At 60.3% G+C, this 25,793-nt stretch carries 21 protein-coding genes; 5 read left to right on the forward strand and 16 right to left on the reverse strand.

The window, feature by feature from the left end:
- Positions 1–38: 38 nt before the first annotated feature.
- On the reverse strand, positions 39–731 hold the full coding sequence (locus K5D32_RS03355) for a peroxiredoxin-like family protein (protein WP_221599239.1): 693 nt from the start codon (positions 729–731) through the stop codon (positions 39–41).
- Positions 732–1,069: 338 nt separating this feature from the next.
- Here K5D32_RS03355 and K5D32_RS03360 point away from each other — a divergent pair, with 338 nt between their 5' ends.
- The gene (locus K5D32_RS03360; protein WP_221599240.1) at positions 1,070–2,326 is read left to right on the forward strand and encodes an MFS transporter; all 1,257 of its coding nucleotides are present in this window, start codon (positions 1,070–1,072) and stop codon (positions 2,324–2,326) included.
- Here K5D32_RS03360 and K5D32_RS03365 read toward each other — a convergent pair.
- From K5D32_RS03365 to K5D32_RS03385, 5 genes are all read right to left on the reverse strand, one after another.
- Positions 2,308–3,654, reverse strand: coding sequence for an amidohydrolase (locus K5D32_RS03365; protein ID WP_221599241.1), 1,347 nt, complete (start codon positions 3,652–3,654; stop codon positions 2,308–2,310). The two genes, K5D32_RS03360 and K5D32_RS03365, sit on opposite strands and share 19 nt — an antisense overlap.
- 15 nt (positions 3,655–3,669) lie before the next feature.
- Entirely contained in the window at positions 3,670–4,854 is a 1,185-nt protein-coding gene (locus tag K5D32_RS03370) for an acyl-CoA dehydrogenase family protein (RefSeq protein ID WP_221593063.1), read from the reverse strand.
- A gap of 20 nt (positions 4,855–4,874) precedes the next feature.
- A complete protein-coding gene (locus K5D32_RS03375) occupies positions 4,875–6,221 on the reverse strand; it encodes an MFS transporter (protein WP_260407158.1) in 1,347 nt (448 codons plus the stop codon).
- A 5-nt stretch (positions 6,222–6,226) separates the two neighbouring features.
- Positions 6,227–8,740 (reverse strand): TonB-dependent siderophore receptor, encoded by a 2,514-nt coding sequence (locus tag K5D32_RS03380; RefSeq protein WP_221575780.1) that lies wholly within the window; start codon positions 8,738–8,740, stop codon positions 6,227–6,229.
- A gap of 90 nt (positions 8,741–8,830) precedes the next feature.
- Positions 8,831–9,568 carry an enoyl-CoA hydratase/isomerase family protein gene (locus K5D32_RS03385; RefSeq protein ID WP_260407159.1) on the reverse strand — a complete coding sequence of 246 codons (738 nt, stop codon included), beginning with the start codon at positions 9,566–9,568 and terminating at the stop codon, positions 8,831–8,833.
- A gap of 111 nt (positions 9,569–9,679) precedes the next feature.
- Here K5D32_RS03385 and K5D32_RS03390 point away from each other — a divergent pair, with 111 nt between their 5' ends.
- Positions 9,680–10,702 (forward strand): alcohol dehydrogenase catalytic domain-containing protein, encoded by a 1,023-nt coding sequence (locus K5D32_RS03390; protein WP_221599242.1) that lies wholly within the window; start codon positions 9,680–9,682, stop codon positions 10,700–10,702.
- A 2-nt stretch (positions 10,703–10,704) separates the two neighbouring features.
- The gene (locus tag K5D32_RS03395) at positions 10,705–12,198 is read left to right on the forward strand and encodes a class I adenylate-forming enzyme family protein (protein WP_221599243.1); all 1,494 of its coding nucleotides are present in this window, start codon (positions 10,705–10,707) and stop codon (positions 12,196–12,198) included.
- Here the strand turns inward: K5D32_RS03395 and K5D32_RS03400 are convergent.
- The gene (locus K5D32_RS03400) at positions 12,195–13,004 is read right to left on the reverse strand and encodes an IclR family transcriptional regulator (protein WP_260407160.1); all 810 of its coding nucleotides are present in this window, start codon (positions 13,002–13,004) and stop codon (positions 12,195–12,197) included. The genes K5D32_RS03395 and K5D32_RS03400 overlap by 4 nt on opposite strands.
- Positions 13,005–13,401: 397 nt before the next feature.
- Between K5D32_RS03400 and K5D32_RS25865 the strand changes: the two genes are divergently transcribed.
- Positions 13,402–13,905 (forward strand): hypothetical protein, encoded by a 504-nt coding sequence (locus K5D32_RS25865; RefSeq protein ID WP_260407161.1) that lies wholly within the window; start codon positions 13,402–13,404, stop codon positions 13,903–13,905.
- A 23-nt stretch (positions 13,906–13,928) separates the two neighbouring features.
- On the opposite strand, the gene K5D32_RS03410 is transcribed toward K5D32_RS25865, so the two are convergent.
- The 4 genes from K5D32_RS03410 to K5D32_RS03425 form a co-directional block, all read right to left on the reverse strand.
- Positions 13,929–14,573, reverse strand: coding sequence for a helix-turn-helix domain-containing protein (locus tag K5D32_RS03410; RefSeq protein ID WP_221593067.1), 645 nt, complete (start codon positions 14,571–14,573; stop codon positions 13,929–13,931).
- A 4-nt stretch (positions 14,574–14,577) separates the two neighbouring features.
- Positions 14,578–14,742: a hypothetical protein gene (locus K5D32_RS03415; RefSeq protein WP_221575775.1), complete on the reverse strand. Its 165-nt coding sequence runs from the start codon at positions 14,740–14,742 to the stop codon at positions 14,578–14,580.
- Positions 14,743–14,908: 166 nt separating this feature from the next.
- A complete protein-coding gene (locus tag K5D32_RS03420; RefSeq protein ID WP_221599244.1) occupies positions 14,909–17,056 on the reverse strand; it encodes a TonB-dependent receptor in 2,148 nt (715 codons plus the stop codon).
- Between the two features lie 174 nt (positions 17,057–17,230).
- Positions 17,231–18,190: a D-isomer specific 2-hydroxyacid dehydrogenase family protein gene (locus K5D32_RS03425; protein ID WP_221599245.1), complete on the reverse strand. Its 960-nt coding sequence runs from the start codon at positions 18,188–18,190 to the stop codon at positions 17,231–17,233.
- A gap of 232 nt (positions 18,191–18,422) precedes the next feature.
- On the opposite strand from K5D32_RS03425, the gene K5D32_RS03430 reads away from it, so the two are divergent.
- Positions 18,423–19,388 carry an ABC transporter substrate-binding protein gene (locus K5D32_RS03430; protein ID WP_221599246.1) on the forward strand — a complete coding sequence of 322 codons (966 nt, stop codon included), beginning with the start codon at positions 18,423–18,425 and terminating at the stop codon, positions 19,386–19,388.
- A 260-nt stretch (positions 19,389–19,648) separates the two neighbouring features.
- Here the strand turns inward: K5D32_RS03430 and K5D32_RS03435 are convergent, their stop codons facing one another.
- The 5 genes from K5D32_RS03435 to K5D32_RS03455 form a co-directional block, all read right to left on the reverse strand.
- Entirely contained in the window at positions 19,649–20,038 is a 390-nt protein-coding gene (locus K5D32_RS03435; protein ID WP_221576355.1) for a putative quinol monooxygenase, read from the reverse strand.
- Positions 20,039–20,301: 263 nt separating this feature from the next.
- Positions 20,302–21,669 carry a cytochrome c gene (locus K5D32_RS03440; protein ID WP_221593071.1) on the reverse strand — a complete coding sequence of 456 codons (1,368 nt, stop codon included), beginning with the start codon at positions 21,667–21,669 and terminating at the stop codon, positions 20,302–20,304.
- Between the two features lie 23 nt (positions 21,670–21,692).
- Positions 21,693–23,960 (reverse strand): xanthine dehydrogenase family protein molybdopterin-binding subunit, encoded by a 2,268-nt coding sequence (locus K5D32_RS03445; RefSeq protein WP_221599247.1) that lies wholly within the window; start codon positions 23,958–23,960, stop codon positions 21,693–21,695.
- Between the two features lie 102 nt (positions 23,961–24,062).
- Positions 24,063–24,551, reverse strand: coding sequence for a (2Fe-2S)-binding protein (locus K5D32_RS03450; RefSeq protein WP_221599248.1), 489 nt, complete (start codon positions 24,549–24,551; stop codon positions 24,063–24,065).
- A 197-nt stretch (positions 24,552–24,748) separates the two neighbouring features.
- Positions 24,749–25,777, reverse strand: a complete 1,029-nt coding sequence (locus K5D32_RS03455) for an alpha/beta hydrolase (protein WP_221599249.1) — start codon at positions 25,775–25,777, stop codon at positions 24,749–24,751.
- Positions 25,778–25,793 lie beyond the last annotated feature (16 nt).

Here is a 25,793-nt window from a genome sequence, read left to right on the forward strand (position 1 = left end):
TCAAGTCCTTTCGGTGGAATAGAGAAAGTCCGTGGCCGTTATGTCCGTGCCTGTCGGGCGGGTTGCAGGTCGGCATCCAGTGCAGCGTCCACGGCATCAATGATGATTTGTGCCTCGCTTCGTACCAGCCAGTCGGGGCTGACTTCGGCGAAGTGAACGCGACGGTCGCGGCCGATCACTACCACGGTCGGTTGTGGCAGCTCCCAGGTCCCGGTGCCGGTGATTTCGCCGATTCCCAGGCCTTTGGCCAGAGAGGCCTGACGCGATGCTTCGTCGAAGCTGTAGAGAATGCCGAAGCGCTGGCCCAACTGGTTGTCCTTGTCGCTGGCCACTTGCAGACTCAACTGGTGTTTGTCCTTGATCTCCACCAGACGCTCAGGCACCTGCGGGCTGACCGCCACCAGCGGCACGCCGCGCTGGCTCAATGCCGGTTGCAGGTTGCGCTCGTAGTAGGGAATGGCAATGTTGCAGGCCGGGCAACCGGCAAAACGGAAGAACACCAGCACTGCCGGGCCGTCAGCCAACAGTTGATCGAGGTTGAGTGTGCCGCCTTCGACCTTGAACAGTTCAAAGGGCGCAACGCTGTCGCCAGTCTTGATGAAGGTGTCTGGTCGTGCTTCATCGACCAGCCGCTGACGCTGGTCGATATTGACCTTCAGGGCCTCGGGTGCCCAGGTGCGCACGCGTTCGGCATGCAGTTCGGCCAAAAGATGGTTGAGGGATTCGCTCATGAAAGACTCCTGGCGAAGGTCGTTGGGGAGACGGCCTCCGCCAGGAAAGGGGTCGGACTGAGATAGACGATAGGCTCCTGAGAAACGCCTGTGAAAGTCTTTTTCGGTCTAAGCTAATTATGTATTTTTGTTATGTTGATGATTTTTAAAATCATATTTATATATTTTAAGCCCGCTTCGGTAGGAGCGAATTCATTCGCGAAGAGGCAGCGTTCACGAATGAATTCGCTCCTGCCGAGTCTTGAGAGGTTTCATGAAACTAAAACCGCAGGCCATCGGTCATTAACCTCGCAGAGGTTGGTCATGTCGCAAAACCTCAAATATTGAAGATGTCAGCCTTGGCCAGTCTCTCGGATCGCCGCAACGCTATGTCCCTCGATAGTCTCAATTTCTTTCTCGCGGACGTACGCGACGGGCTTGGGCCTTATCTGGCGATTTACCTGTTGGCCGTTCACCACTGGGAGCCCGCCAGCATTGGTGTGGTGATGACGATTGCCGGGATCGCCGGGCTGATTACTCAAACGCCCGCCGGAGCACTGGTGGACAGTTCGCGGGGTAAACGGGCAATCATTGCAATAGCGGCACTGTTGGTGACGGGTAGCTGTCTGCTGCTGCCTTTCGTGTCTTCATTTACCCTGGTCGCCCTGACTCAGGCCCTGAGTGCCGTGGCCGCATCGGTATTTGCTCCGGCCATTGCCGCGATTACCCTGGGAATCACCGGGCCTCGGGCGTTTACCCGTCGTACCGGGCGCAACGAAACCTTCAATCATGCCGGTAATGCCTGCGCGGCCTTGTTGGCTGGCGGTTTCGCCTACCTGTTCGGTCCTGTTGCAGTCTTCTATCTGATGGCGGTCATGGCGCTGGGCAGTGTGATTGCGGTCAGCTTCGTTTCGGCGGATGCCATCAATCATGATCTTGCACGTGGTCTGGATACCAGTGGTGCCAGACATGCTGAGCCGCCTTCGGGTTTTTCTGTGCTGTTCACTAACAAACCGCTGCTGCTGTTCGGCATTTGCTGTGCGCTGTTCCATCTGGCAAATGCCGCGATGCTGCCGCTGGTGAGTCAGAAACTGGCCCAGGTCAATCTACAGATGGCCACGCCACTGACTTCTGCCTGCATCGTTGCGGCGCAACTGGTCATGGTTCCAGCGGCCTTGCTGGTGGGCGCCAAGGCCGATTTGTGGGGACGCAAGCCGTTGCTGCTGATCGGCTTCCTGATCCTGCCATTGCGCGGCGCGCTTTATACCCTGTCGGACGACCCTTACTGGCTGGTCGCCGTGCAACTGCTGGACGGTGTCGGCGCCGGTATTTTCGGTGCTCTGTTTCCGGTGATCGTCAAAGACCTCACGTATGGCACCGGGCATTTCAATATCAGCCTTGGCGCACTCTCGACGCTCTTCGGCCTTGGCGCGGCATTGAGTAACAGCCTGGCGGGTTTTGTGGTTCAACAGGCAGGTTACAGCGCGGCATTTCTGACCCTGGCTGCTGTGGCTGCGGCAGCGTTGGTCCTGTTGTGGGTGGCGGTGCCTGAAACCCTTGGCGCCAGCAAGCTGCCCACCACAACAGCGGATGGACATTATCCGCCCGCCATATAACTCAAGGTCATCCGGCTCAGCGCCCGAATCCCTACGGCAAGGCTTGGGTCATCCACGGTAAACCCCGGTGAATGGGTCGGCCACACGGCCTTGCCTTCCAGTGCCGGTGGCGTGACGCCCATGCGCATGAATATTCCCGGAATCTGCCGTGCGTACTCGGCGAAGTCGTCTGCGCCGTAGGTGCCGTTGTCGATTTTTACCGGTGTGGTGGAGACTTCTTGCAACACCGGCAGCAAGCGGTCGACCAGTGCCGTGTCGTTATGGCCAGCGCGGTAGTTGCCTGGCAGGTACTCGATCTCTGCCGTGGCACCGGAGGCTTCGGCGATTTTTTCGGCGCTGCGGCGCATGCGCATCAGCACGTCTTCACGCTGTTCGTCGCTGACGGTACGGATCGAGCCTTCCAGGCGTACTTCGGCAGGGATGATGTTGTGGCGGTCGCCGGCTTCGATCCGGCCTACGGAAATCACCGGAGCAGGCAGCAGGCTCAGGTTCGATTGGCGACTGGGGATGGTCTGCCAGGCGAGGATGGTCTGGGCGGCGACGGGCACCGGGTCGATGCCGGTCCAGGGAAATGCGGCGTGGGTCTGGCGACCCTTGATGCGTGCGACGAAGGTATCGGCCGCCGCAGTGGTGCGCGTACGGCTGAGGGTAAAGGTGCCCGCAGTACCGGCAGTGACATGCAGGCCGAAGATCACAGCGGGCGCCGGGTTGGTCAGCACACCTTGTTCGATCATCAGTTGCGCACCGCCTTTTTCGCCCAGCGGCGGACCTTCTTCGGCTGGCTGGAAGATCAGTTTGAGCGTGCCGGGCAGTTCGCTGCGATGGGCGGCCAGCACTTCGGCCACGCCGAGGGCCATGGCCATGTGCGCATCGTGACCGCAGGCGTGCATCACGCCGACTTCCTTGCCTCTGGTGCGAAAGTCGCCGCTCTGGTCCTGAACGCGCACGGTCGAGGCGTAGGGCAGGCCGGTCTGTTCGATCAGGGGCAGGGCATCCAGTTCGGCGCGAATGGCCACCACCGGTCCCGGTTTGCCGCCGCGCAGCACGCCGACCACGCCGGTGTGGGCGATGCCGGTCTGCACCTCAAGGCCCAGCTCACGCAGCCGTTCGGCGATGCGTTTGCTGGTGTTGAATTCTCGATTGCCCAGTTCCGGGTGTTGGTGAATGGCATGGCGCAGTTCGATCACGCCGGGCAGGGCGCGGGCGATCTGTGCATCCAGGTCGGCCCAGGCAGCCGGTTCAGCGGCCCGGACCTGGCTCGACAGCAAGGTCAACAACAAGGAAGCGCCCACTAACAGAGGCGCGCAGGGCTTGTGATTCGGCTGCATGTGAAACCCGTTCTGTCAGTAGGTAAAGGCAATCGGCGGGTAATTGCCGTTGAGCAGGTAGTCACCGATGGCCTTGTACTTGTAGGCCACCGCATCGTGGGTGGTGTGGGTCCGGGCATTGCGCCAGTGGCGGTCGAAGTTGTACCTCGATTGCGTGGTGGCAGCACCGCCCACTTCGTACAGCCGCTCGCAGACATGCAGCGAGGCGCGGGTCGAGGCGATTTTGGCCTCGGCCACGGCAATCGAGGAGCGCGCCAGCAAGGCGTCCAGTTCTTCACCGGCAAGCAGGCCCTGTAATTGAGTGCGTGCCGCCAGATCGACACTTAGCGCCGCTTTTTCAACCAGCGCTTCGGCACCATGAATCGCCGCCGAAAGGTCGCCGATGGTGTGCAGGATGTACGGATCGTTGCGGGCCTTGTCGACACCGCTTTCGCGAACCGGGCGCGAGCCGTTGCGTGCCCACTGCACTGCGTCGTCCAGTGCCGCCAGGCCAATGCCGATATCGATGGAACAGTGGATCAACTGGGCGCTGGCACCCACGTAGTTACGGCGCTGATACCACTGAGCCAGAGGGATCACCTGCTCCGGTTGCACGATGACATTCTCCAGCAGCGTGCTGCCGCTGGCGGTGCTGCGCTGGCCCATGCCGTCCCAGTCATCGAGCATGGTGATGCCGGGCGTGTTGGCCGGCAGGATCACGTAAAGCGCATTGCCGTCCTCGTCCACCGCCTGAATCTTCAGCAGGTCGGCAAACAGGCAGCCGGTGCTGTAGAACTTGCTGCCATTGAGAATCAGCTGTTCGCCACGGCGCTCAAGGCGTGTGTGGATCTCGCCACGAAAGGTGCCGCTGCGCTCGGCGACCGCGCCAGAGGACAATTGCCGATCGGCAAAGGCGCTGAGGTAGCGGCGCTGCTGTTCCGGGTTGGCGATCAGGCGCAGGTGCTCGACAGTGGCGAAATGCGGAAACAGCGCCTGGGCCACGCAAGGGTCGGCCTTGCCCAGCGCGATGAAAATCTGCGCCACTTGCAACTGGCTGATATCGCCGCCGCCAAGCTCGGTGGGTACGCGAGCAGCACCCAGGCCTGATTCGCGGATCAGGTCGAGCTGGGCGTAGGGCAGTGTGCGGTTGGCATCGCGTTCCGCTGCGCCGGGTTGGATGTGGGTGGCCAGTTCATGGGCCAGTGCCAGGTAATCAGTCATGTGCAACTCTCGAAAAGGGTTCAGGGTGCATCGCGCAAGGCATTGCGTGAAACGCCGAGCAAAAGGATCAGGGTGCCGCTGGCCACCAGGGCCGCGACTATGTAGAGCGCCAGGCTGATGCTGCCTGTGTTGGTTTTGATCGAGCCGATCATGATCGGCGTCAGCAGGCTGCTGACTTGTCCGCAGCAGTTGACCAGCGCCAGACCCGCAGCCTTGGCGCCGTCCGACAGGTAATAGGTGGGGATGGTCCAGAAAATAGAGGTGGCTACCAGATAGCCGCTGGTCATCACGGTCAGTACTGCAATCGCCGACCACGGGCTGAACAGCATTTGCGGCATGATCGCCATGGCCAGCGCGGCCGTCAGCCCGCCCAGCGCGAAGTGCCAGCGGCGTTCCTGATGCAGGTCCGAATGACGGCAGGCCCAGAGCATCATGCACACACCGACCACATAGGGCAGGGCCGAGAGCATGCCCAGATGCCCGAGGTTGCTGACCCCCGAATCGCGGATGATCGACGGTGCCCAGATATTGGTGACGTTGCCGGTACACATGATGGTCAGGCAGTAGGCCAGGGTGATGAACCAGACCTTGCGGTCCTTCAACGCTTCGACGAAACGCTGATGGCCACCGGGTTGGCGCTGCTTGCGCTCATGGGCCAGTGCGTCGGCGATGGCCTGTTTTTCGGCGTCGCTCAACCATTTCGCGTTGGCCGGTTTGTCGTCCAGCCAGTACCAGGCGAAAAAACCGGCCAGTACAGGCGGAATGCCGGTGACGACAAACAGCCATTGCCAGCCGGTAAAGCCGCCAAGGCCGCCGAAGTGGCTCATGATCCAGGTCGACAACGGACCGCCGATGATCCCGCAGACCGCAATCGCCATGATGAAGCGCGAGGTGATCCGCGCCCTGTGGCTGGCCGGAAACCAGTACGTCAGGTACAGGATCACGCCGGGGAAGAACCCGGCCTCGGCCGCGCCCAGCAGTATGCGCAACACATAGAACTGGGCGGGCGTCTGGGCGAAGGCGGTGGCGATGGTCACCAGGCCCCAGAGGATCATGATCCGGGTCATGGTTTTCTTCGCGCCGAACTTCTCCAGCAGCAGGTTGCTGGGAATCTCGAACAGCAGATAACCGATGGAAAACACCCCGACGATGATGCCGAACGTAGCGTCGCTGATGTTCAGGTCAGTCTTGAACTGCAAATGGGCAAAGCTGATGTTGACCCGGTCCAGCCAGTTCAGGACAAAACACAGGAACAGGAACGGCATGATTCGCCACGCCAGTTTGCGGTACAGGCGTTGGTCGAAAACCACTTCCGGGTTTTCTGCGGCTGGTTGCGTGTTCGCGGGTACAGCGCCGGGAGTGCTCATGGGTGTTACCAGCTCACGTCAAGTTTGGCGAAGTAGTAGGCACCTTCCAGCCCGTAGGGCGAGTACCAGCTATAGGTCGGGTTATCGGTGGGGAAGAAGTAGAAACGCTTGGCTTCTTCGTTGAGCTGTTGGGGCCTGCGATCAAAGATGTTCTCGCCACCGACGGTCACTTTGATGGCATCGCTCAGCCAGTAACCCAGACTCAGGTCGGTGATGAGTGCCGGACGGATTTCCTCGTCGCGGCTGGCGGAAACCTGATTGCGTCCGGTGACTTTCGAGTAGCGGGTGCCTTTGAGCGTGACGTCGAAATCCCCCAGTTGCCAGGCGGCGGTCAGGGACGTGACGTTCTTCGGGTACGCCGTGGTCAGGTTGCCCTGGCGATCACGGCCCACGGCGCTGACGCCAGTGCCGGCCAGTGATTCGGGCTCCTTGATTTTCTCGATGGTCTGCAGGCTCTGGTTGCTCAACAGGGTCCATTTGGTCTTGCCGTAGCGGCCCAGGTCATAGCGGTAATCGGCCACCAGATCGATGCCACGGGTGCGGGTATCGGCCAGGTTGCCGAAGTAGGACACGATCTGGTTCGGGTCCAGGCCGTTGGCCGCCAGCAGGTTGGAGACGGCGGTGCCTTGCAGGTTACTGGTCTGCAGGATTCGGTCCTTGATATCGATCTGGTAGAGATCGACGGTCACGTCGAGGTTTTCCGTTGGAGTGGCGACAAAGCCCAGGCTGTAGTTGGTCGAGCGCTCGGGTTTCAGTTCCTTGGCGCCGAGTGCCTGGCCGGCCGCGTCGTCCACCGTCACGTAGCGGGTCACCGCTTGTTCCAGTTGGCCGGTCAGCGGGCTGGTGCGCCAGGCGGTGAGCGATGAGGAGTAATACTGTTGTTGCAGCGATGGCGCACGGAAACCGTTGCTGATGGTGCCGCGTACAGCGAACTGTGGCGTGAAGGCGTAGCGCGTCGAGAACTTGCCGCTGCCGGTGTCACCAAAGTCGCTGTAGTGCTCGAAACGTCCGGCCAGGCTGACATCCCAGCGCTCGGTCAGGCTCTGGCTGAGGTCAATGTAGCCAGCGGTGTTGGTGCGCGAATAGTTGTGTGCATCCTGCGGCGTGAAACCCACCAGTCCCGGCGCGCCAGGGTTCGGACGTTGTCCGGCCAATGGATGGCCTACGGGGAAAATGTAACCGCCATCGGCATAGGACGCATATTCGCCCGCTTCGATGCCAAAGCCGTCGCGGCGGAATTCCAGCCCGGTGGAGACATTCAGCGGCTTGGCGAACAGCCCGGTATCGAAACCACGGGTCAGGTCCAGGTTGTTGGTCCACTGGCTGGCAATCAGATGGCCGCCATCCATGTCGCGCGGGCTGTCCGGGCCCAGCGACGGGTTCAACGAGCGCTCGTTACGGGTGTTGGCATCGTTGCGGCCATAGCTGGTGCTCAGGTCCCAGCGCCAGCCGAGCAGGTTTTCATGACGTGCGCCGAACACGGTCTGGAAGTCGTCTTCTTCCACCACAAAGCGCGGCGAGAAACCGTCCGGGTACACCGAGACGATGTTCTGCGGCGAGTTGGCGGTGCGGTAAGTCCCCCAACTGGTGGAGTTGCGGTGGCTGAGGGTTGAGAACGAGTACAGGCTGACGTCGTCGTTGAGCGGCAGTTCGGCGTTGTAACCGAAGTTGTAGGTTTGCGAGCGGGGCTGGCCGAGTTGCTGGCGATAGCGGCTTTCGCTGGTTTCCCGTGGGTCGGCACTGCCGTTCTGCGGGAAATAGATGCGCGTGCGATCAGGCACCGCGCCCGCGACGTTGGAGCTTTCCTGAATGCCGATATCGGCGCTGAGGCTGAAGAAACCGTCATTGGGCAGCTCGAAACCCTGGTTGATCTGGCCCTGGCCACGTGCGCCAAAGTTGCCCTTGCCGCCGACCCGTTCTTTATATTGCCCGTACAACGCGCTGGCGCTGCCGCCGGAGCGGTTGGTCTTGAGGATGATGTTGATCACCCCGGCGATGGCGTCCGAGCCGTATTGCGCAGCAGCACCGTCGCGCAGCACTTCGATATGGTCCACCGCGCTGACCGGGATCAGATCCAGATCGGCAGGTGACTGGCCACTGGAAGTGGCGGCGGTCTGCACGAAGATCAGCGAAGTGTTGTGGCGGCGTTTGCCGTTGACCAGCACCAGCACATGGTTACCACCCAGGCCGCGCAGGGTCGCGGATTTTACCGACAGACCCGTGCCGCCGGTAAAGCCGGCAGCATTGGTGTAGGACGGCACGCTGGCGGCCAGGGCATCGCGCAAGTTCTGCTTGCCCGAGCGGGCCAGGTCGTCGGCGCTGATCACGTCAATGGGCGCAAGGCTCTTGGCCACGGTGCGGCCTTCATCACGGGCACCGGTCACGACCACTGTCTGCAGGGCTGTATCGGTATTGCCGGTGGGGCTTTCGGCGGCGAATGCCAATTGGTTGGCGCAAAGGCCCAGGGTCGCTGCTGTCAGCAGGTTCAGCCTGGGCTGGAAAGTGTTGGGGCGAGACATGGTGAGGCTCCGATGCGGGTGCCGCTTTCCATTCCTGGTGGTGGGTGTTCCTGACAGTACTGGCGAGGCGAAAAGTGTTGGTTATTGTGGTTATCGGTAAAGCATGACGTCCTGGCGGGCCTGATCGACCAGCGCCATGTGTTGCTTGAGACGGGCCTTTCTCTGGGCCAGCAGCAGGGTCTTGGTCCATTCCACCGCCTTGGGCGAATGAGCCGCCAGGCGTGAGGCCAGTTCCAGCGCGCTGGCATGGGCATCGTCCGCAAGCTGGTTGACCAGCCCCATGGCCAGTGCCTGGGAGGCATCGAACGGGCGGGCGCTGAGCATGATGTCCAGCGCCGCGGCCTCACCTATCAGCCCCGGCAGAGTGATGGCGCTGAAACCCGACAACATGCCGTGCTGCACTTCCGGAAAACTGAAACGGGTGTCATGGCGGGCAATACGAAAATCGCAATGAATCGCCAGGCTGATACCCAGGCCCAGGGTGTGACCGTGCAGCGCGGCAATCACCGGCTTGTTCAGATCGAATCCGACGCCGGGCAGGGCGCGGGCGAGCAGTTCGCTGCTTACGGCTTCGCCCGTGGCCTCGATTTCCTTGAGATCGGAGCCGGCACAGAACGCTCGCTCGCCTGCGCCATGCAGCACGATTGCCCGCACAGCCTGATCGTCTGCGGCGCGTTGCCAGATCTCGCCCAGTTCACGTTTGGCCTGGCTGTCCAGTGCGTTCAGGCGTTCTGGCCGATTGAGAGTGACCTGCAGGACGCCTTCCCCAAGGTGTTGATACTCGACTGTCATGACTTCGATTTCGCTAAGTGTGAAAGAAAGACGCATTGCCTCTTGAGGTCCGCGTCAAAGTGGGGAAAACTTAATTGATGTTCATAATGCAAACAACATGTTTGTTATATGAACATATTCTTAGTGGGTCACTAATGGTTATAAAAAATGAAAGCGATAGTCCTGAAAGCCTTCGGCGGGCCTGAGCAACTGCAAGTCGAAGAGGTGCCTACGCCGCAGATCGGTCCGGGCGAAGTGCTGGTCAAGGTTCACGCTGCGGGCGTCTGCCATCACGATTTGCTGCACCGTGCCGGGCATCTGCCAGGTGCGCATACCGGCGTGGTGCTGGGCCATGAAGTGGCCGGCGAGGTGGTGGAAGTCGGTGCGGGCGTCCTGCAACTGGCGGTGGGCGCAAGGGTTGTGATCTATCAGCGACGTTTCTGCGGCCAGTGCCGCGATTGCCTGCGCGGACGCCAGGACTTGTGCCGGGCGCTGGGCCTGCCGTCGGTGGACACCGAAGGTGCCTACGCCCAATACCTGCGGATTCCGGCGATCTCGGCAATCGAATTGCCTGACGGCCTGGATTACACCCTGGCGGCGCTGGCGTCCTGTCCCATTGCCACGAGCGTGCGGGCCTTGCACGGCGAGGCGGCGCTCAAACCGGGTGAAACTGTTTTGATCAACGGTGCCAGCGGTGGCCTGGGCGCGCATCAGATCCAGCTGGCGCGGGCGCTGGGGGCGCGGGTGATTGCCGTCACTGGCAGCGCCTCGAAACGCGACTTTCTTCACGAGCTGGGTGCCCATGATGTTGTGGTTTCCAGCGGTAGCTACAGCGCTGAAGTCTGGAAACTGACCGGCAAGCGCGGCGTGGATGTGGCGATGGAAAACCTCGGGCACACCCTTGAAGACACCTTGCGCAGCATGACCCTTGGCGGTCGTGTGGTGGTGCTGGGCAATGTCCAGCCGGGGAGTGTGCCGATTCCGCCGGGCTTGCTGATCGGTCGACGGCTCAAGGTTCAGGGTTCGGGCAGTGCCACCGTTGAAGAACTGCGGGTTGCTCTGGCGCTGATTCATAGCGGGCAGGTGCGGCCATTGATCGACCGGGTGCTGCCGTTTCAGCAAGTAAGCGAGGCCCATGCGCTGCTGGAGTCGCGTCAGGTCAATGGACGTATCGTTTTGAGTGGGTGGTAGATATGGACATCAGTACCTTGTTGGCGCAGGCAGCTTGTAAATGGCCTGATCTGCCAGCACTGAGCGAGCCGGCCAGCGCTCGCAGCCTGAGTTTTCTTGAGCTCGACCGCGCCCTTACCGCGTTCGGCCAAGTGCTTGACCGGCTCGATATCGCGCCGGGTGCGCGGGTGGCGTTGCTGGCCGACGCCAGTATCGATTACCTGATCGCTGACTACGGCTGCATGGCCAACGGACGCGTTCGTGTGCCCCTCGATCCCGCATTGGCACCCGATGAACTGTTGGCCCAGCTACGCGATGCCGGTGCGGCCATGCTGCTGTTTTCCGAGCAGTACGCGGCGGTTGCCGAAGGCCTGACGCTGGCGGGTATTGCCTGTCGTGCTCTGGATTCGGTTATCGAAACAGCGCCTGCCGATATCCCGCCACGCGCCGCGCAACCGGCCCAGGCCCTGGCTTCCCTGAACTACACCGGCGGCACCACCGGCGTGCCCAAGGCTGTCATGCATCGGCATGCCAGCCTCTGCGCCGTTTTGCAGAACATCGTGATGGGCCGTGGTGCGGCGTTGGGCGACGTGCTGCTCAATGTTCGCCCGTTATGGCCGATTGCGGCGGTGGCGGTGTTGGCGCATCTGCTCAGTGGCGGGCACGTGGTGCTGGGTGGTCGTTTCGACAGCAAGACCTTTCTGGCGCAGTTGAGCGAGCAGCGGGTTGCCTTCAGTTCTCTGGTGCCGACTCAACTGTTGCGGCTGTTGCGTGAGAACGGCAGTGAGCCCGCGCAGTTGCCAGCCTTCAAGAGTCTGGATATCGGCGCAGCAGCCTTGACCGGTGAAGTGCTTGAAGGCTCTTTCAGTGTGTTCAGCGGGCGAATCAGTGTGCTTTACGGCATGACCGAAGCGCCCTGGAGTTGCTACCTCGCCGCCGCGCAAATGGCTGCGCTGCGCAGTGCTGGAGAAAGCGCTGAAGGCGTTGTGGGGCGACCATTATTCTCTGCTGCAATCCGCATTCACCAGCCGGATGCCACTGGCATGGGCGAGATTCTGCTGGGCGGGCCGCAATTGATGAGCGGCTATTGGCAGCAGGAAGCCAAGAGTGCCGAAGTGCTGGACAGCGGCTGGTTGCGCAGTGGCGACCTGGGCCGGATTCGTGACGACGGGCAACTGGTCGTGCTTGGCCGTTGCAAGGACATCATTCGCAGCGGCGGCAAGTCGGTGCAGCCCGGTGAAGTCGAGCAAAGCCTGCTGAGCTACCCCGGCGTCAAGGAAGCCCATGTGTTCGGTCTGGCGGATATCGAGTGGGGTGAGCAGGTCTGCGCGGCAGTGGTAGTCGATCCGGCGAGCCCGCCATCGTTGCAGCAACTGACCGAGCATTGTCGCGCCAGCCTGTCGCGGCACAAGGTTCCGCGACAGATCTACTTCATCGATGAGCTGCCGCGTTCCCACTACGGCAAGGTGCAGAAGAACCGCCTGCTTGCGGCACTGGGGCCGCAGTTGCCGGTTTAAAGATTGCCGAGTTGCGCGGCAATGCCTTCGCAGGCGCGACGCACATGGCTGGCCAATGGCGAGGCGGGATGGGTTTCATCCTCCATCGCCAGGCCCGCTACCACCACGGCACCCAGGGCCAGACCGGCTTCCAGGCGGATCGGAAAGGCCACGGACGACAGACCCGGCTTGAACTCGCCATGACCGAAGGCGAAGTCTTGCTGGCTGCGGATCTTCTCCAGTGCGGGCAACACGTTGGCGTAGCGTTCCTGGCCCAGAATGTTCAGCGCTGCTTCTTCACTGTAGGTGGACAACACGGCGCGGCCACTGGGGCTGCCATCGATGGGGTACTGATCGGCCAGATCGACGATGACGTTGAGCGGCGTGGTGGGTGTCCACATCCGCTCGATCAGCACCACCTGGTCACCCACCGGCACCGACAGCGAGACGATTGCCTGACGCTCGCCGATTACCCGTTGCAGCTCGATGGCATAGGGCAGGGCGATTTTGCGCAGGTTCATGCGGTTCAGATAGGCCGCCGAGTAGATCAGGCTCTCAGGCCCGATGCGGTAGGTTGCGCCCTGGGATTCGATCAGGCTCCAGTAGGTCAGGGTCTTGAGCAGACGATGGATGGTGGAGCGATCGATGCCGGTCAACCGCGCCAGGTCCAGCGCGCTGGCACCGTTCTTCAGGCCAGCCAGGGTGCGCAGCAGAACAATCGAGCGGTCAATGACCTGAACGCGCCCGCCGCCAGCGTTTTCCTTGCTGCTGTTGAGTGCGGGGTGAGTCGAAGAGATATCCATCGTGGCAGTGTTTTCCGAGAGCATTTTGATCGGCTGGCGCGAAATGTTGGCCTGACCGGTCGCCAAGGTTAGCTGTGATCGGAAGCGGGGTGAAGTGCCAACTGACGTTGACCGGGCTTTGTACCAGGTGCTGCCTGAGCATTTATTTGCGAAGCGTTTAGATCAAATATGCATTTGGGTTATGAGCATGGAACCTGTGGCGATATCCATTGCGTGGAATCTGTCGTTAAAAAGTAATCATCAGATGCAATGACGTTCATTTATCTGCTGCTACAGTTCAAGCGCCGGTAATCGGCGCAAAACCGTTTGCCCTGGCAGCATCCGGTGCTGTTTTGCCAGCATCTTGCCGTGCGCATGCTTGAGCCTAGAATCGGCACCCATCAGCTCCACACCCTATCGTCAAATTGAAGAGGATTTCACCATGATGAACGCGATGCAGATGCCAATGAGCGCCAACATGCCGATGATGCCAATGATGGGCATGCCGATGATGATGGCGACCATGACTTGCAAAATGGTCGAAGACGGCATGATGTGTACCATGAAGCCGGCGGCTGGCATGGACATGGCCATGTTCAAGAACAACGCCGAAATGATGCAGATGATGATGAACTGCGGCATGCCGGTCATGATGCAGTGCGCCAACATGTCGATGATGTGCATGTCCGAAGCGGCCATGGCAATGTCCATGAACATGCCGATGATGGGGATGTCGATGCCGATGATGGGCATGCCGATGATGAAGTGCATGATGGAATGCACCATGATGGCTGACGGCATGACCTGCAAGATGATGCCAATGGCTGGCATGAGCATGGACATGATGAACAACTGCTGCATGCTGATGATGAAAATGATGAACGATTGCAGCATGCCGATGATGATGAGCTGCAACGGCATGCCGATGATGTGCTGCACCTGCTGATCTGATGCGGGACGCCGCGAACCTCAGTCGCGGCGCTCGGGGTGGGTAACCACCAGATAAGCCACAGCCTCGCTGTCTACCGGATTACGGTAGCGGTGGGGCTGGTCGGCATAGAACATGATCGAATCACCCGTTGAGAGCAGGAAACGCTCTTCGTTCACACTGATCTCCAGCGCACCCTGCGCGACCACCAGATTCTCCTGCACGCCCGGGCCATGCTCGGCGGAATGTTCCTCCCCCAGCGGGCTGATCCGCAACTCATAGAATTCAACGTGACGTGATGTGTCGTACGGGTAAAGCGCCCGGCTGACAAAATCGCCGCTGGGACTGACCAGACGCTTGCTGTCGCGCGCCGGCATTACGGTCACACCTTCACATTCGCGGTTTTCCAGGAAGGCTGCAACCGAAACCCTGACACCCTTGGCGATCTTGAACAGTACCTTGATCGAGGGCACGCTGCGCCCGGATTCGATCTGCGCCAGCATTGCCCGGCTGACCCCGCTCAATCTTGCCAGGGCATCCAGTGACAACTGGCGCTTGCTGCGCAGGCGTTGCAGATTCTGTGCGACGCGCGAACCGATAAGGTCGTCTTCGTTGGTGGCCGTCTCTTGTGCAAGGTCCAGTGGGGTGTCAATCGATGTTGCCAGAAAACGGTCCGATGTCGTCATGGCGTTACGCTTGGCGAGGTGTTTTCGGCGACGCGAGGCCATCGCTCCCCGGTTGCGTCGCAATCCCTGCCTGATGCGCGTACATCGCCCACATCAGACGGCCCAGCTGCTGTGCATGCTTGCGTTTGCGGAACAGGCTTAAGTCGACGATCTGTGCGGAGTGGCTCATGGGGAAATCCTTGTTTGCGAAGCTGGGCATGGGTTGAGACTAAGGGCTTTTTTATAGAACGATAAATACTTTGTTTTCATGTGTTGATTCGATTCTGGAATAAGAGATTTTCCCCGATGCCTGCATCGACATTTACTGTGTCGATACAGGCTGACCTCGCTTGCCATTACAGGTCGTAGCGCACGCTCAGGGTGAGGGTGCGTGGGTCGTTGACCGCGTAGTACGCCGTGCTGCTGGCCGCCGAATAGGCGATGCTTTGGGGATAGGCGCGGTTGAGCAGGTTCTTCACTGCCAGGGTGGTGGTCCAGTGACCGTCGCCGCTGCTGTAGCTGGTGTTGGCGTTCCAGAAGCTCTGCTGAGGGACTTCGTAGATATCGCCATTCACGGCGTTGGCATAGGACTTGGTCTGGAACTGCCAGTCGGTGCCCGCTACCAGAGCGCCAGGTACATTCACCGGCACAGTCCAGTTCAGGCCCAGCGACGCGTTCCAGCGCGGGGCAAAGACCATCCAGTTGCCATCGGCATCCACGCCTGCGCCCGCCGCGTTCTTGAAGTCGTCGTACTGAGCCTTGAGGTAACCCAGGTTGGCGGTCAGGGTCAGGTCACGGTTGAGCAGTGCGGTGTTTTCCAGCTCGATGCCGTAACTGTGGGCGCTGCCGACGTTGGTGCGCAGGTTGGCGCTGATGGCCGGGTCCCAGGCGTTGGTCTGCAGGTCGCGGTAGTCGTTGTAGAACACTGCGACGTTGCTGCGCAGGCGGCCACCGAGGTAATCGCCCTTGAAGCCGGTTTCATAGGTGATCACGTTTTCCGGCTCGAAACCCTGCTGGGCGGCGGCTAGGGTCGGTGCGCGGTTGTCGAAGCCACCGGCCTTGAAGCCCTTGGCCACATAGCCGTACTGGGTCAGGCTGTCGCTCCAGGCATATTCCAGACCCACTTTCGGGCTCACAGAGGCCCAGCTATCGCTGGTTTCTGCGCTGAAGTTGAGCCCGGTGATGTCTCGTTCGGTGGTGATCCGGTAGTTCTTGTAATCGAAGTTCTTGTGTTCCTTGGTATAGCGAAGGCCGGCGGTCAGCGACAGGCGCGGGGTCAGCTTGTAGTTGCCCTGGCCATAAAGCGCGTAGCTTTCGGTGTCTGTGGTGCTGTACTGGCCGCTGGCATTGACCCGATCAGCCGCGACCGAATAGGTCAGGCTGTCGCGTTCGGCACGGAAGCGCTCTTTGTACAGGTAGACGCCCAAGGTGTAGTTGAAGCGCTCGTAATCGCCATTGAGCTGGAATTCCTGAATGGCGTAGCGCTGTTTGTAGTGGATCAGGTTGTTCTGCACCGGCGCGGCATTGCCGCTGTTGGCTTCGCCGGAATTGTCGTAGTCCACGGGTTGATCGAAGGCCGACCAGCCGGTGACCGACTTGAAGTTCAGGTGATCGTCAAAGGTGTAGATGGACCGCAGTACGGCACTGCCCTGATCGAGGCGGTTTTTCGGATCGAGGCTGCTGTAGGTCTTGAACTTGTCGAAGCGGCCGGTGGCCGGGTCGAAGGGCGTGTAACTGGTGGTGTCGCCACGGTCGAAGGTGCCCGCCAGAGTCAGTTGCGTGTCCCAGGGCGAGTCCAGCGGTGCCAGGCGCAGCTTGCCGCGATAGGACTGGATATCGACATTGTTCACATCGGTATCGCGAGTGCGGTTGCGTACCGTGCCGTCGCGACTCAGGCGCAGCGCGGAAAAACTGCCGAACAGGGTGTTGTCCACCAACGGCCCGCTGATCAGCAGTCGGCTGCTTTGAGCGTTGTAAGTCCCGGCACCCAGTTCGACGAAACCACGGGTTTCCTGAGTCGGATCACGGGTGATCACCCGAATCGCACCGGCCGCGCTGTTGCGGCCATACAGCGTGCCTTGCGGGCCGCGCAACACTTCGACGCGCTCGACATCGTTGAAGTCGAGCATCGAGGAAATCGCTCGGGGGATATACAGGTCGTCGGCATACACCGCGACGGCCGCTTCCTGGATCGGATCGGTTTCGCCGATGCCGCGAATGCCGTAGGTCTGTGCGCTGTAGGAGATCGACTGACGGCTGAGGGTCAGGTTCGGCACCCGCCCGGAGAGGTCGCGGATATTGTTGATCTGCTGGTCGCGCAGGGTGTTTTCATCAAAGGCGCTGATGGCCAGCGGCGTCTTCTGCAGGTTTTCCTGGCGGTGTTCGGCTGTGACGGTAACGCTGGGCAGGCGCTCTTCCGGCAGCGGGTCGCTGGCGGCGAAGGCACTCAGGGGCAAGGACAGCAGGAGCGGGGAAATACTGTAACGCAAGGTCGGTTTGGCCATGGACAAAGTTCCTGACGGTCAACATGCTCGGTTGGTGTGTGCAACCTGCAACCGTCCACGGGAACGCACGAGAGCCGGGGAGGGTGCAGGAATCCTGTGCCTCCGCCGGGTCGGGGTCGGTCAGTCTGTAAATGGGCAGTATTTTTTATGGGGTGGTCTGGTTTTTGGCAAACGTCAGTAACCGCGCTGGTGGTCCACCAGGTTGTTCAGCGGCAGGCCTTGGCGGTAGCGCTTGAAGTTCTCGACGAAATCGTTGACGAAGCCGTGAATGCCATCGGTGGACAGCGCGCAGGTATGCGGTGAAATAAACACCCGAGGGTCGCTGTACAGCGGGTGGCCGGCCGGCAGTGGCTCGGGTTCGGTCACGTCCAGTGTGGCGCGGCCAATCCAGCCGGCTTCAAGAGCTTCAAGCAGCGCCTGCTGATCGAGCAACCCGCCACGGGCAATATTGATCAAGTGCAGACCGGGCCTGGAGCTGGCCAGTACTTCACGATTGATCAGGCCACGGGTCTGTGAGGTCAGGGGCGCAGCCAGCACCAGATGGTCGGACTCGGCAAACAGGTGATGGAGGTTTTCAGCCACTTCGATCTGTGGCAACTCGGTCAGCGGCTGGTCTGGTCGGCCAAGGGCAATCACGCGCATGCCCAGCGCCGAGGCTTTGGTCGCCAGGCTGCGGCCAATACTGCCCAGCCCGAGAATCCCCAGGGTACGGCCACGTACCGGTTGCAACTGGCTGAAACTCCAGTCGTCATCCTTGACCCAGATATCCGGCAGGCGCTTGGCAGCGGAAAATACCGCCGCCAGCGCGAACTCGGCGACCTGCTCGGCATTACTGCCCTTGCCGCTGGTAACCGGTGGCCCCTGAAACAGCCAGTCGGGGTAGAAGTCGATGCCCGAAGACACCAGTTGCACCCAGCGCAGCGACCACGGCCAGCCACGCGGCGGTTCATCCACGCGGCGACCACGCACGTTGACCGGGCGCAGTATCACCACATCGGCACGTTCGGCATTGAACTGATCGGGAGTCAGGTCCAGAACCCGGTGCTCAGGCAATTGCCGACGGATCAATTCGTTGGACTGGGCATCCAGTTGGCTGGCGATCACGCTGACAGTGGTAGTAGAAGGTTGATTCATCAGGCACTCATTACAGGAAACACGGGGAATGCCCAGATTGGGCGATGCTTATGACCGTATTCTTGGTAATGTCTGCTGTAAAATTCTTTTTCGATATAAGCTAATGGCGATAATTAAAAATATATGCATATTAGGATATTACTAAAATGCATTTCACTGATTATTAGCATGCCGGTACAGTCACCCTCCAGAACCTGACCACAGGCTACCTCAGCCACGGAGAATGTCCGCGATGCCCCCTTTTGCAAGAATCCTGGCGCTTGGCGCCGCCCTGCTGCTGGCAGGCCCGACCCTGGCCGAACAACGTATCGAACTGCGCATCGGTGACCAGAAGGGCAATATGCGCGCCCAACTGGAAGCAGCTGACGCTCTGCGTGATTTGCCTTATGACATTCGCTGGGCGGAGTTTCCGGCCGCTGCACCGCTGGCCGAAGCCTTGAATGCCGGGGCGGTGGACGCTGGCATCATTGGTGATGCGCCGCTGCTGTTTGCGCTGGCTTCCGGGGCGCAGGTCAAAGCCATCGCCGTAGACAAGTCCGACGCTTACGGCACAGCGGTGCTGGTGGAGCCCAAGTCATCGTTACAAACGGCGGCAGACCTGAAAGGCAAGCGCATTGCTACAGGGCGTGGCTCGATTGGTCACTTCATTGCGCTCAAGGCGCTGGCCAGCGCCGGCTTGAATGAGAAGGACGTGGAGTTCCGCTTCCTCGGCCCGGTGGACGCCAAGGTCGCGCTGGCCAATGGTTCGGTAGACGCCTGGGCGACATGGGAACCCTACACCGCACTGGCTGAACTCAGCGGTCAGGGCAGGGTGCTGGTCAATGGTCGTGGGCTGTCCAGCGGCAACAGTTTCCTGGCCGCCACCGACAAGGCGCTGGCTGACCCGGCGCGTCGCGAGGCGTTGCAGGATTATCTGGTACGACTGGCCAATGCGCAGGTCTGGGCTTACCAGAACCTCGACAGCTATTCAAAAACCCTGGCGCAGATCATCGGCTTTCCCCAGGAGGCAGCACGCCTGCAATTCGAGCGTCGGAAACTGCGCTGGCAGGCCGTGGATGCCAAGACCATCACCGAACAACAGGAAACCGCCGATTTCTACCAGGCCCATGGCTTGATCGCCAAGCCACTGGACGTCAAACCGACCTTCGCCACAGGCTTCGTACTGCCTGCGGCTGATGCGGTGACGCAGAATCCTTGATCTGCTAAACCTCCCGCGTAGGAGCGAATTCATTCGCGAGAGGCCGGTACATCCAACACAGGTATGTCATTTGGAATGCCGTCTCGCGAATGAATTCGCTCCTACTGGGGCGGTTGTGTTCCCTGCACGATGTAAACGTTGGTGTTGCCTGCCTTGTGACGGATCGGTTTGATCGCTACTCATGGCAAGGCTGGTAACGGCCAGCGTCAGGCAGGCAAGCTTCTTCATGTCGTTCTCCAGGTGATAAACCGCTTGATGATTTATTTCGCGCTCAATTGCACCGGTGTCGTCTCGATCAGCTTGCGCGAGACAATCATCGTCTTGGTGGCTTCCACATAGTGTTTGAAATGCGCTGAGGCGATATGGGACAGGTAGGCCTGCTCGTCGGCATAGATTTCAAAGAAGTGCAGCTTGTGGGGCTGGTCTTTCTCGGCCACGGAGTAAATGGCGATCACGCCCGGTTCGTCCCGTGCGGAAATTTCCATCTCTTCCTTGACGATCTGCGAGTAGCGTTCCAGTTGCTGTGGGTCGATCTCAAGCTGTGCGACACGCACTACCACCGAAGGCGGGAATTGTTGGGCGCTGGCCCAGCCTGATGCAAGCAGACAAAGCGCGATGGAGCAGGTGGAAAACAAGCGGCGAAGTTTCATGGTCGGTCCTTGATGTCATGGGTGGTTTTCCAGAAGCTGGACGATTGAGCCCGAGCCTAGACGATCACATGCCAGCCAGCCGATCCCCATTCCGGCTTCGACCGCATCGGCGATTGAAGACAGATCATCCAGTCGGATGCGCGGTGCAAGTGTCCTTTCACAGGTGACATGTATGCCTTAACTGATCGGCATCGGGATGATGCTGGCCTTTTTCGCGAATGAATCCGCTCCTGCCGCAGGAGCGGATTCATCCGCGAAGAGGCTTACCTCATCTGCAGAATGATCACATTACTGCTGGCCGGATTGGTCCGTTCTCGAAGGTCCTGCACATCCTTCACGCCGACCGGCCCGCCCTTGTTACCCCATGACGTGCGGATAAAGGTCAGGACGTCTGCGGTTTCCTGATCGGAGAGCTGGTTGCGGAACGGCGGCATGCGGTAGGCATCCGGCACGCCATTGGCCACGATACGTCCCGAGCCGTTCAGGGTCACGTTGATCGACGATGCATGTTCCTTCGCCAGTGAGGATGAGGCGCCTGCCAGAGGCGGTACCCATTCTCCCTGGCCTCGTCCGTCAGGACCGTGGCAGGAGCTGCACTTGGCCATGTAAGTGCGTGCGCCCGGTACCTTCAACTGTTCGCTGACGGTCAGGTTGGCATTGGATTTCGCATCGTATTGCCACGGTTCGCCATCACGCTTGGGATCCCCCGGCAGCGATTTGAGGTAGTGGGCAACGGCCTTCAGGTCTTCGTCAGTCATGTACTGCGTGGAGTTGTTGAACACGTCGGTCATTGAGCCGAAAACAACCGCATGCTGGTTACGACCTGTCTTGAGGAAGCGTGCAATGTCTTCCTCGCTCCAGCGGCCAAGCCCGGTGTTTGGATCGTTGCGCAGGCTTGGCGCATACCAGCCATCCAGCAGTGCGCCGGAAACGAACGCCGGGCTGCGTTCGTCGAGGGCTTTCTCGTTCATGGCAAGGCCACGCGGCGTGTGGCAACTGCCACAATGCCCAGGGCCTTGAACAATGTAGGCACCGCGAAGCCAAAGCGGGTCTTTTGCGGTTTCAGCCTTTATATAGCTCCCGGAGTCGGTGAAGACCGTATTCCACAAGGCCAAGGGCCAGCGCATGTTCAGGGGCCACGGGATTTCGCTCGGCTGGTTTTCCTGCTTGACGGGTTTTACGCCCTGCATGAAGTAGGCATAAAGCGCGCGTATATCGTCCTGGCTGAGCTTTTCATAGGACGGATAAGGCATCGCCGGGTAAAGCCGATGGCCGTCACGGGCCACGCCCAGGCGTAATGCCCGGTCGAACTCTGCCAGGTTGTAGTTGCCGATCCCGGTTTCCTTGTCGGGCGTGATGTTGGTGGCGAAGATCGATCCTAATGGGGTCGCCATCTCCAGACCGCCAGCGAAGGGCGCACTGTTGGGTGTGCTGTGGCAGGCCACGCAGTCGCTGAGCCGGGCAACGTATTCGCCACGCTGGATCAGTTCCGCCGGTGCGGTCTGAGGGCTGGCCACGCCGTCGAAGGGCGAGGCGGGTGTGCGTGTCACGAACCACGCGACACCCGCTGCCGCCACGACACACACCGGCACCAGGACGGCAGCAACTTTCTTGAATCTGCTTGTTGTCATCTGTGATCCCTGGACCTGAGGCGTCATGCTTGTTGGTCTTTGAAGGTGTATCGAGACAGCGGCATGCTGCGAATCCGCTCGCCGGTCAGCCGGGCGACCGCATTGGCCACGGCGGGCGGAACGGCGGGCAGCGGTGGTTCGCCGATGCCACCCATTTTCGCGCCGCTCTCGATGATCTTCACGTGCACGCGGGGCATGCGATCAGGTGGCAGGATCGGGTACATGTCGTAGTTGCGGGCGGCGGGGATGCCGTTCTCGTACACCGCTTCTTCAAGCAGGACTTGCGAAAGCCCAAGGGCAACAGCGCCATTGACCTGCGCCTCGATGATCGCCGGGTTGACGATGCTGCCCGGATCGATGGCCTGCCAGATGTCGTGCACCTTGACCTGGCCATTCTTGATCGAGACTTCCGCGATGACCGCTGCCTCGGTGCCGAAAGGCGAGGCCATGGCCACGCCACGGGCGCGGAGTGTTCCATCTTCAGCCTTGAACGGGCCGCGCTTCCAGCCGCCGGCCAGATCACCAACGGCGCGCAGCAGGTTGGTCAAACGCTCGTTGCCCTTGAGCAAGTGCAGTCGCAGTTCGTAAGGGTCCTGACCGCCTTTGTCAGCCAGCTCATCGAGGAAGGTTTCATACAGGAAGTCGTTCATCGAGTTGCCGACCGATCGCCAGTAACCCAGCATGACCGGGCTCTTCACATACAACTGGGCAATCCTGCGATTGGGGATCGAATAGACCTTGCCAGCCAGCCCTTCAAGGGCTGTGGGGTCAATTTTCTCTCCCTGTTTGTTGCTGATGCCTTCGGTAGGGCCTTCAGTGGCGCTCACGGCTTCCAGTGCCACAGGCATGCCTTTCGCATCGAGCCCGCCACGGAAACGCACGACGGCCATGGGGCGCAGCACATCGCGCAGGAATTCTTCTTCGCGGCTCCAGATCAGTTTGATCGGACGCCCGACTTCCTTGGCCAACTGGATGGCCTGAGGGTAGGGCGATGCACTGTTGTAGAGGAAGTGCCTGCCGAAGAAACCGCCCAGTACCGGCGAATGAAGTTTGATCTGCGACGGCTCAAGGCCTGTTCTCTTGGCCACGTCGGCCAGGAACAGGTCCGGCGCCTGGTTGGGCAGCCACAGATCCAGCGTACCGTCCGGGTTGAAACGCGCCAGTGCAGAAGGCGGTTCCAACTGTGCATGATGGACAAACTGGCTGTAATAGGTGGCGCTGACAACGGTATGAGCGCTGTCCAGCGCCTTGCCGGCTTCGCCTACAACCTCGTCGTCCTTGCCTGCGCCTGGCTCGTTGGCCAGTCGTTCGCTGAAGGCCGCGGTGGAGAAGTCCGCTGGCATGTAGCGCAGGTCCGAGTCGGGGCCTGGCTCTTTCCAGTCGACCTGTACGGCTTCTACCGCACGTTTGGCCGTCCACCAGCGCTCCGCCACGACAGCCACGGCACCCGGCAGACGATGCACGGAGTGAACGCCTTTCATGGCCTTGATCTGGTCTTCGTTGCGGATGGAACCGACCGTCAGGCCGAGTCGCGGGGCGTGTTGTACGGCCGCGTGGAGCATGTCATCGACACTGCAATCGATGGTGTAGATGGTCTTGCCTGTAGACTTTTCGTGGCCGTCCAGTCGTTTTACCGGTTTGCCGATCCAGCGGAACTCGCTTGGGTCCTTGAGTTTGACGCTGTCCGGGTCGGGTACCGGCAGGTCCATGGCGCGAGAGGCCAGTTCGCCGTAGCTCAACGTTCTGCCCGAAGCCGCATGAACGACCTGGCCGGGCTGGGTGGTGAGTTCACTGACCGGCACACCCAGACGTTCCGAGCCCGCCTGCAATAACATCGCCCGGGTCAACGCGCCGAGCCGACGCATGGTCGGATAGCTCATGCGCACCGACATGCTGCCGCCGGTGATCCGCATGCCATTGCTCAGCACTACGTACTCACTGCCGGGGGAGGCGTTTTCCACGATAAAGGTGGCCGGATCTGCATCCAGTTCTTCGCCGACAATCTGCGCCATGGCAGTAAAAATGCCCTGGCCGCCTTCGATGAAGGGGCTCTGCAGCCGGATGGTGTTGTCCGGACGGATTTCGAGAAAGGCGGGGACTCGCGTTCCCGGAACCTCTGCCGCCACTCGAGCCTGGGCACGGGCCTGGCCCATCGGCAGGCCGAAGCCAAGGACCAGAGCACCTGCCATGGTGCCGGCCGATGCCACCAGAAAACGACGCCGAGAAATGTTGATCGCTTCCCCTGTCGGAAACGCCTCGCTTGTGTCGGGACTGTCCGCCAACTTTGTCATTATGATTTCCTCTGGATTCCATCCCTTTCGAGACGCATCCACGCTCAGGTTCTGATCACGATTGTTGAAGCTCGATGCCGAGGTCTGCGCCTCGTGCCGTCCTCAAGCCTTGCCGGGAGTCGCTGCCGGTTCGAACAGCGCGACCTTTTCTTCAGCCACTTCATGCACCGCTGCATTGATGAAGTTGTAGGTGCCACAACGGCACAGATTGACCATCGCCGCGCCGATTTCTGCATCCGAAGGGTGGGCGACCTGCTTGAGCAATGAGGTCGCGGCCATGACCTGGCCGGACTGGCAGTAGCCACATTGCGGGACTTGATGCTTGACCCAGGCGGCGACCACTCGCTTGCCCACGTCATCTTCTTCGATGGCTTCGATCGTCGTGATCTTGCGCCCGATCACACCCTGGACCGGAACGACGCAGGAGCGCGCAGCCACTCCGTCGATCAGAACGGAACAGGCCCCGCATTGAGCGAGGCCGCAGCCGTACTTGGTTCCGGTCAATCCGAGTTCATCGCGAATGACCCACAGCAGCGGGGTATCGCCTTCGGACTGGACCTGATAGGTCTTATCGTTGATTTGCAGTTCCATGATTATCCAGCCATCTCGTGGGGGGAATGCCCTTGTGTGCCAAGCGTTTCACTTGCGCAACACTGCTGAAACGGTAGCACGGTCTCGCGCGCACTCAATTGCGTGTGGTTTCTAGGCTATATGAGTGAAATTGATTAATGGCTTCAATGACGCCCAGGCTGGGGCCATGTTCTGGCCACAGCCTGGGCGCGGCGCGCTTAATTCAGGTTGGTCTTGAAAAAGCTGTCCAGTTTGGCCCAGGGAATGAGGTCTGTGCGGTCATAGAGATCCACATGGCCTGCACCCTTGATCCAATAGAGTTCCTTCGGTTGACCGGCAAGCTTGTAGGCCTCTTCGCTGAACTCACGGGAGTGCGCCTGATCGCCGGCGATGAACAGCATCGCACGAGGGGAAATTGTCTCGATGTCATTGAACGGGTAGAAGTTCATGAACTTGATGTTGCTGGTCAGCGTCGGGTGCGTGGTCAATTTGGGCGATGAACTGGCAGGCGTGAACTCGCCACGCGGAGTGCGATAGAAATCATAGAACTCGCGCTGGATCGGATGAGTATCGGCCGTCAGTTCGTGCACTGTGCCGCTGGTGTATTTGGTTTCGCCACCTGCGAACTCTACGTAGCGCTGCTGCGCTGCTTCGGCGATGATTTGCTTGCGCTGTTCCAGGGTCTGCGAGTGGTTCAGGGCATCGCGGTTGGCTGCGCCCATGTCGTACATGCTGACGGTCGCGATGGCTTTCATGCGCGGGTCGATCTTTGCCGCGCTGATGACAAAGCTCCCGCTGCCGCAAATACCCAGGACGCCGATCCGCTCGCGGTCAATGAACGATTGGGTTCCCAGGTAATCGACTGCCGCGCTGAACGCTTCGGAATAGATCTCCGGTGCCACGACATTGCGCGGCGAACCTTCGCTCTCGCCCCAGAACGACTGGTCTATGGCCAGGGTTACAAAGCCGTGCTCGGCCAGTTTTTGTGCATACAGGTTTGAGCTCTGTTCTTTGACGGCCCCCATCGGGTGGCCGACGATGATTGCCGGGCTTTTGCTGTTCTTGCCCAAGTCCTTGGGAATGAATAGATTCCCTGCAATCTTCATTTTGTACTGGTTATCAAACGTCACCTTCTGGGTGGTTACTTTGTCACTCTTGTAGAAATTATTTGCACCATTGGACATGTCTTGGGCCATCGCATTAAGTGAGCCGGTCAAAAAGGTGAGCAGCACAATGAGTGTTTTCATCGAGCGATCCTTTGTC

It is taken from the genome of Pseudomonas cichorii (assembly GCF_019719005.1).
Classification (GTDB): Bacteria; Pseudomonadota; Gammaproteobacteria; order Pseudomonadales; family Pseudomonadaceae; genus Aquipseudomonas; species Aquipseudomonas cichorii_E.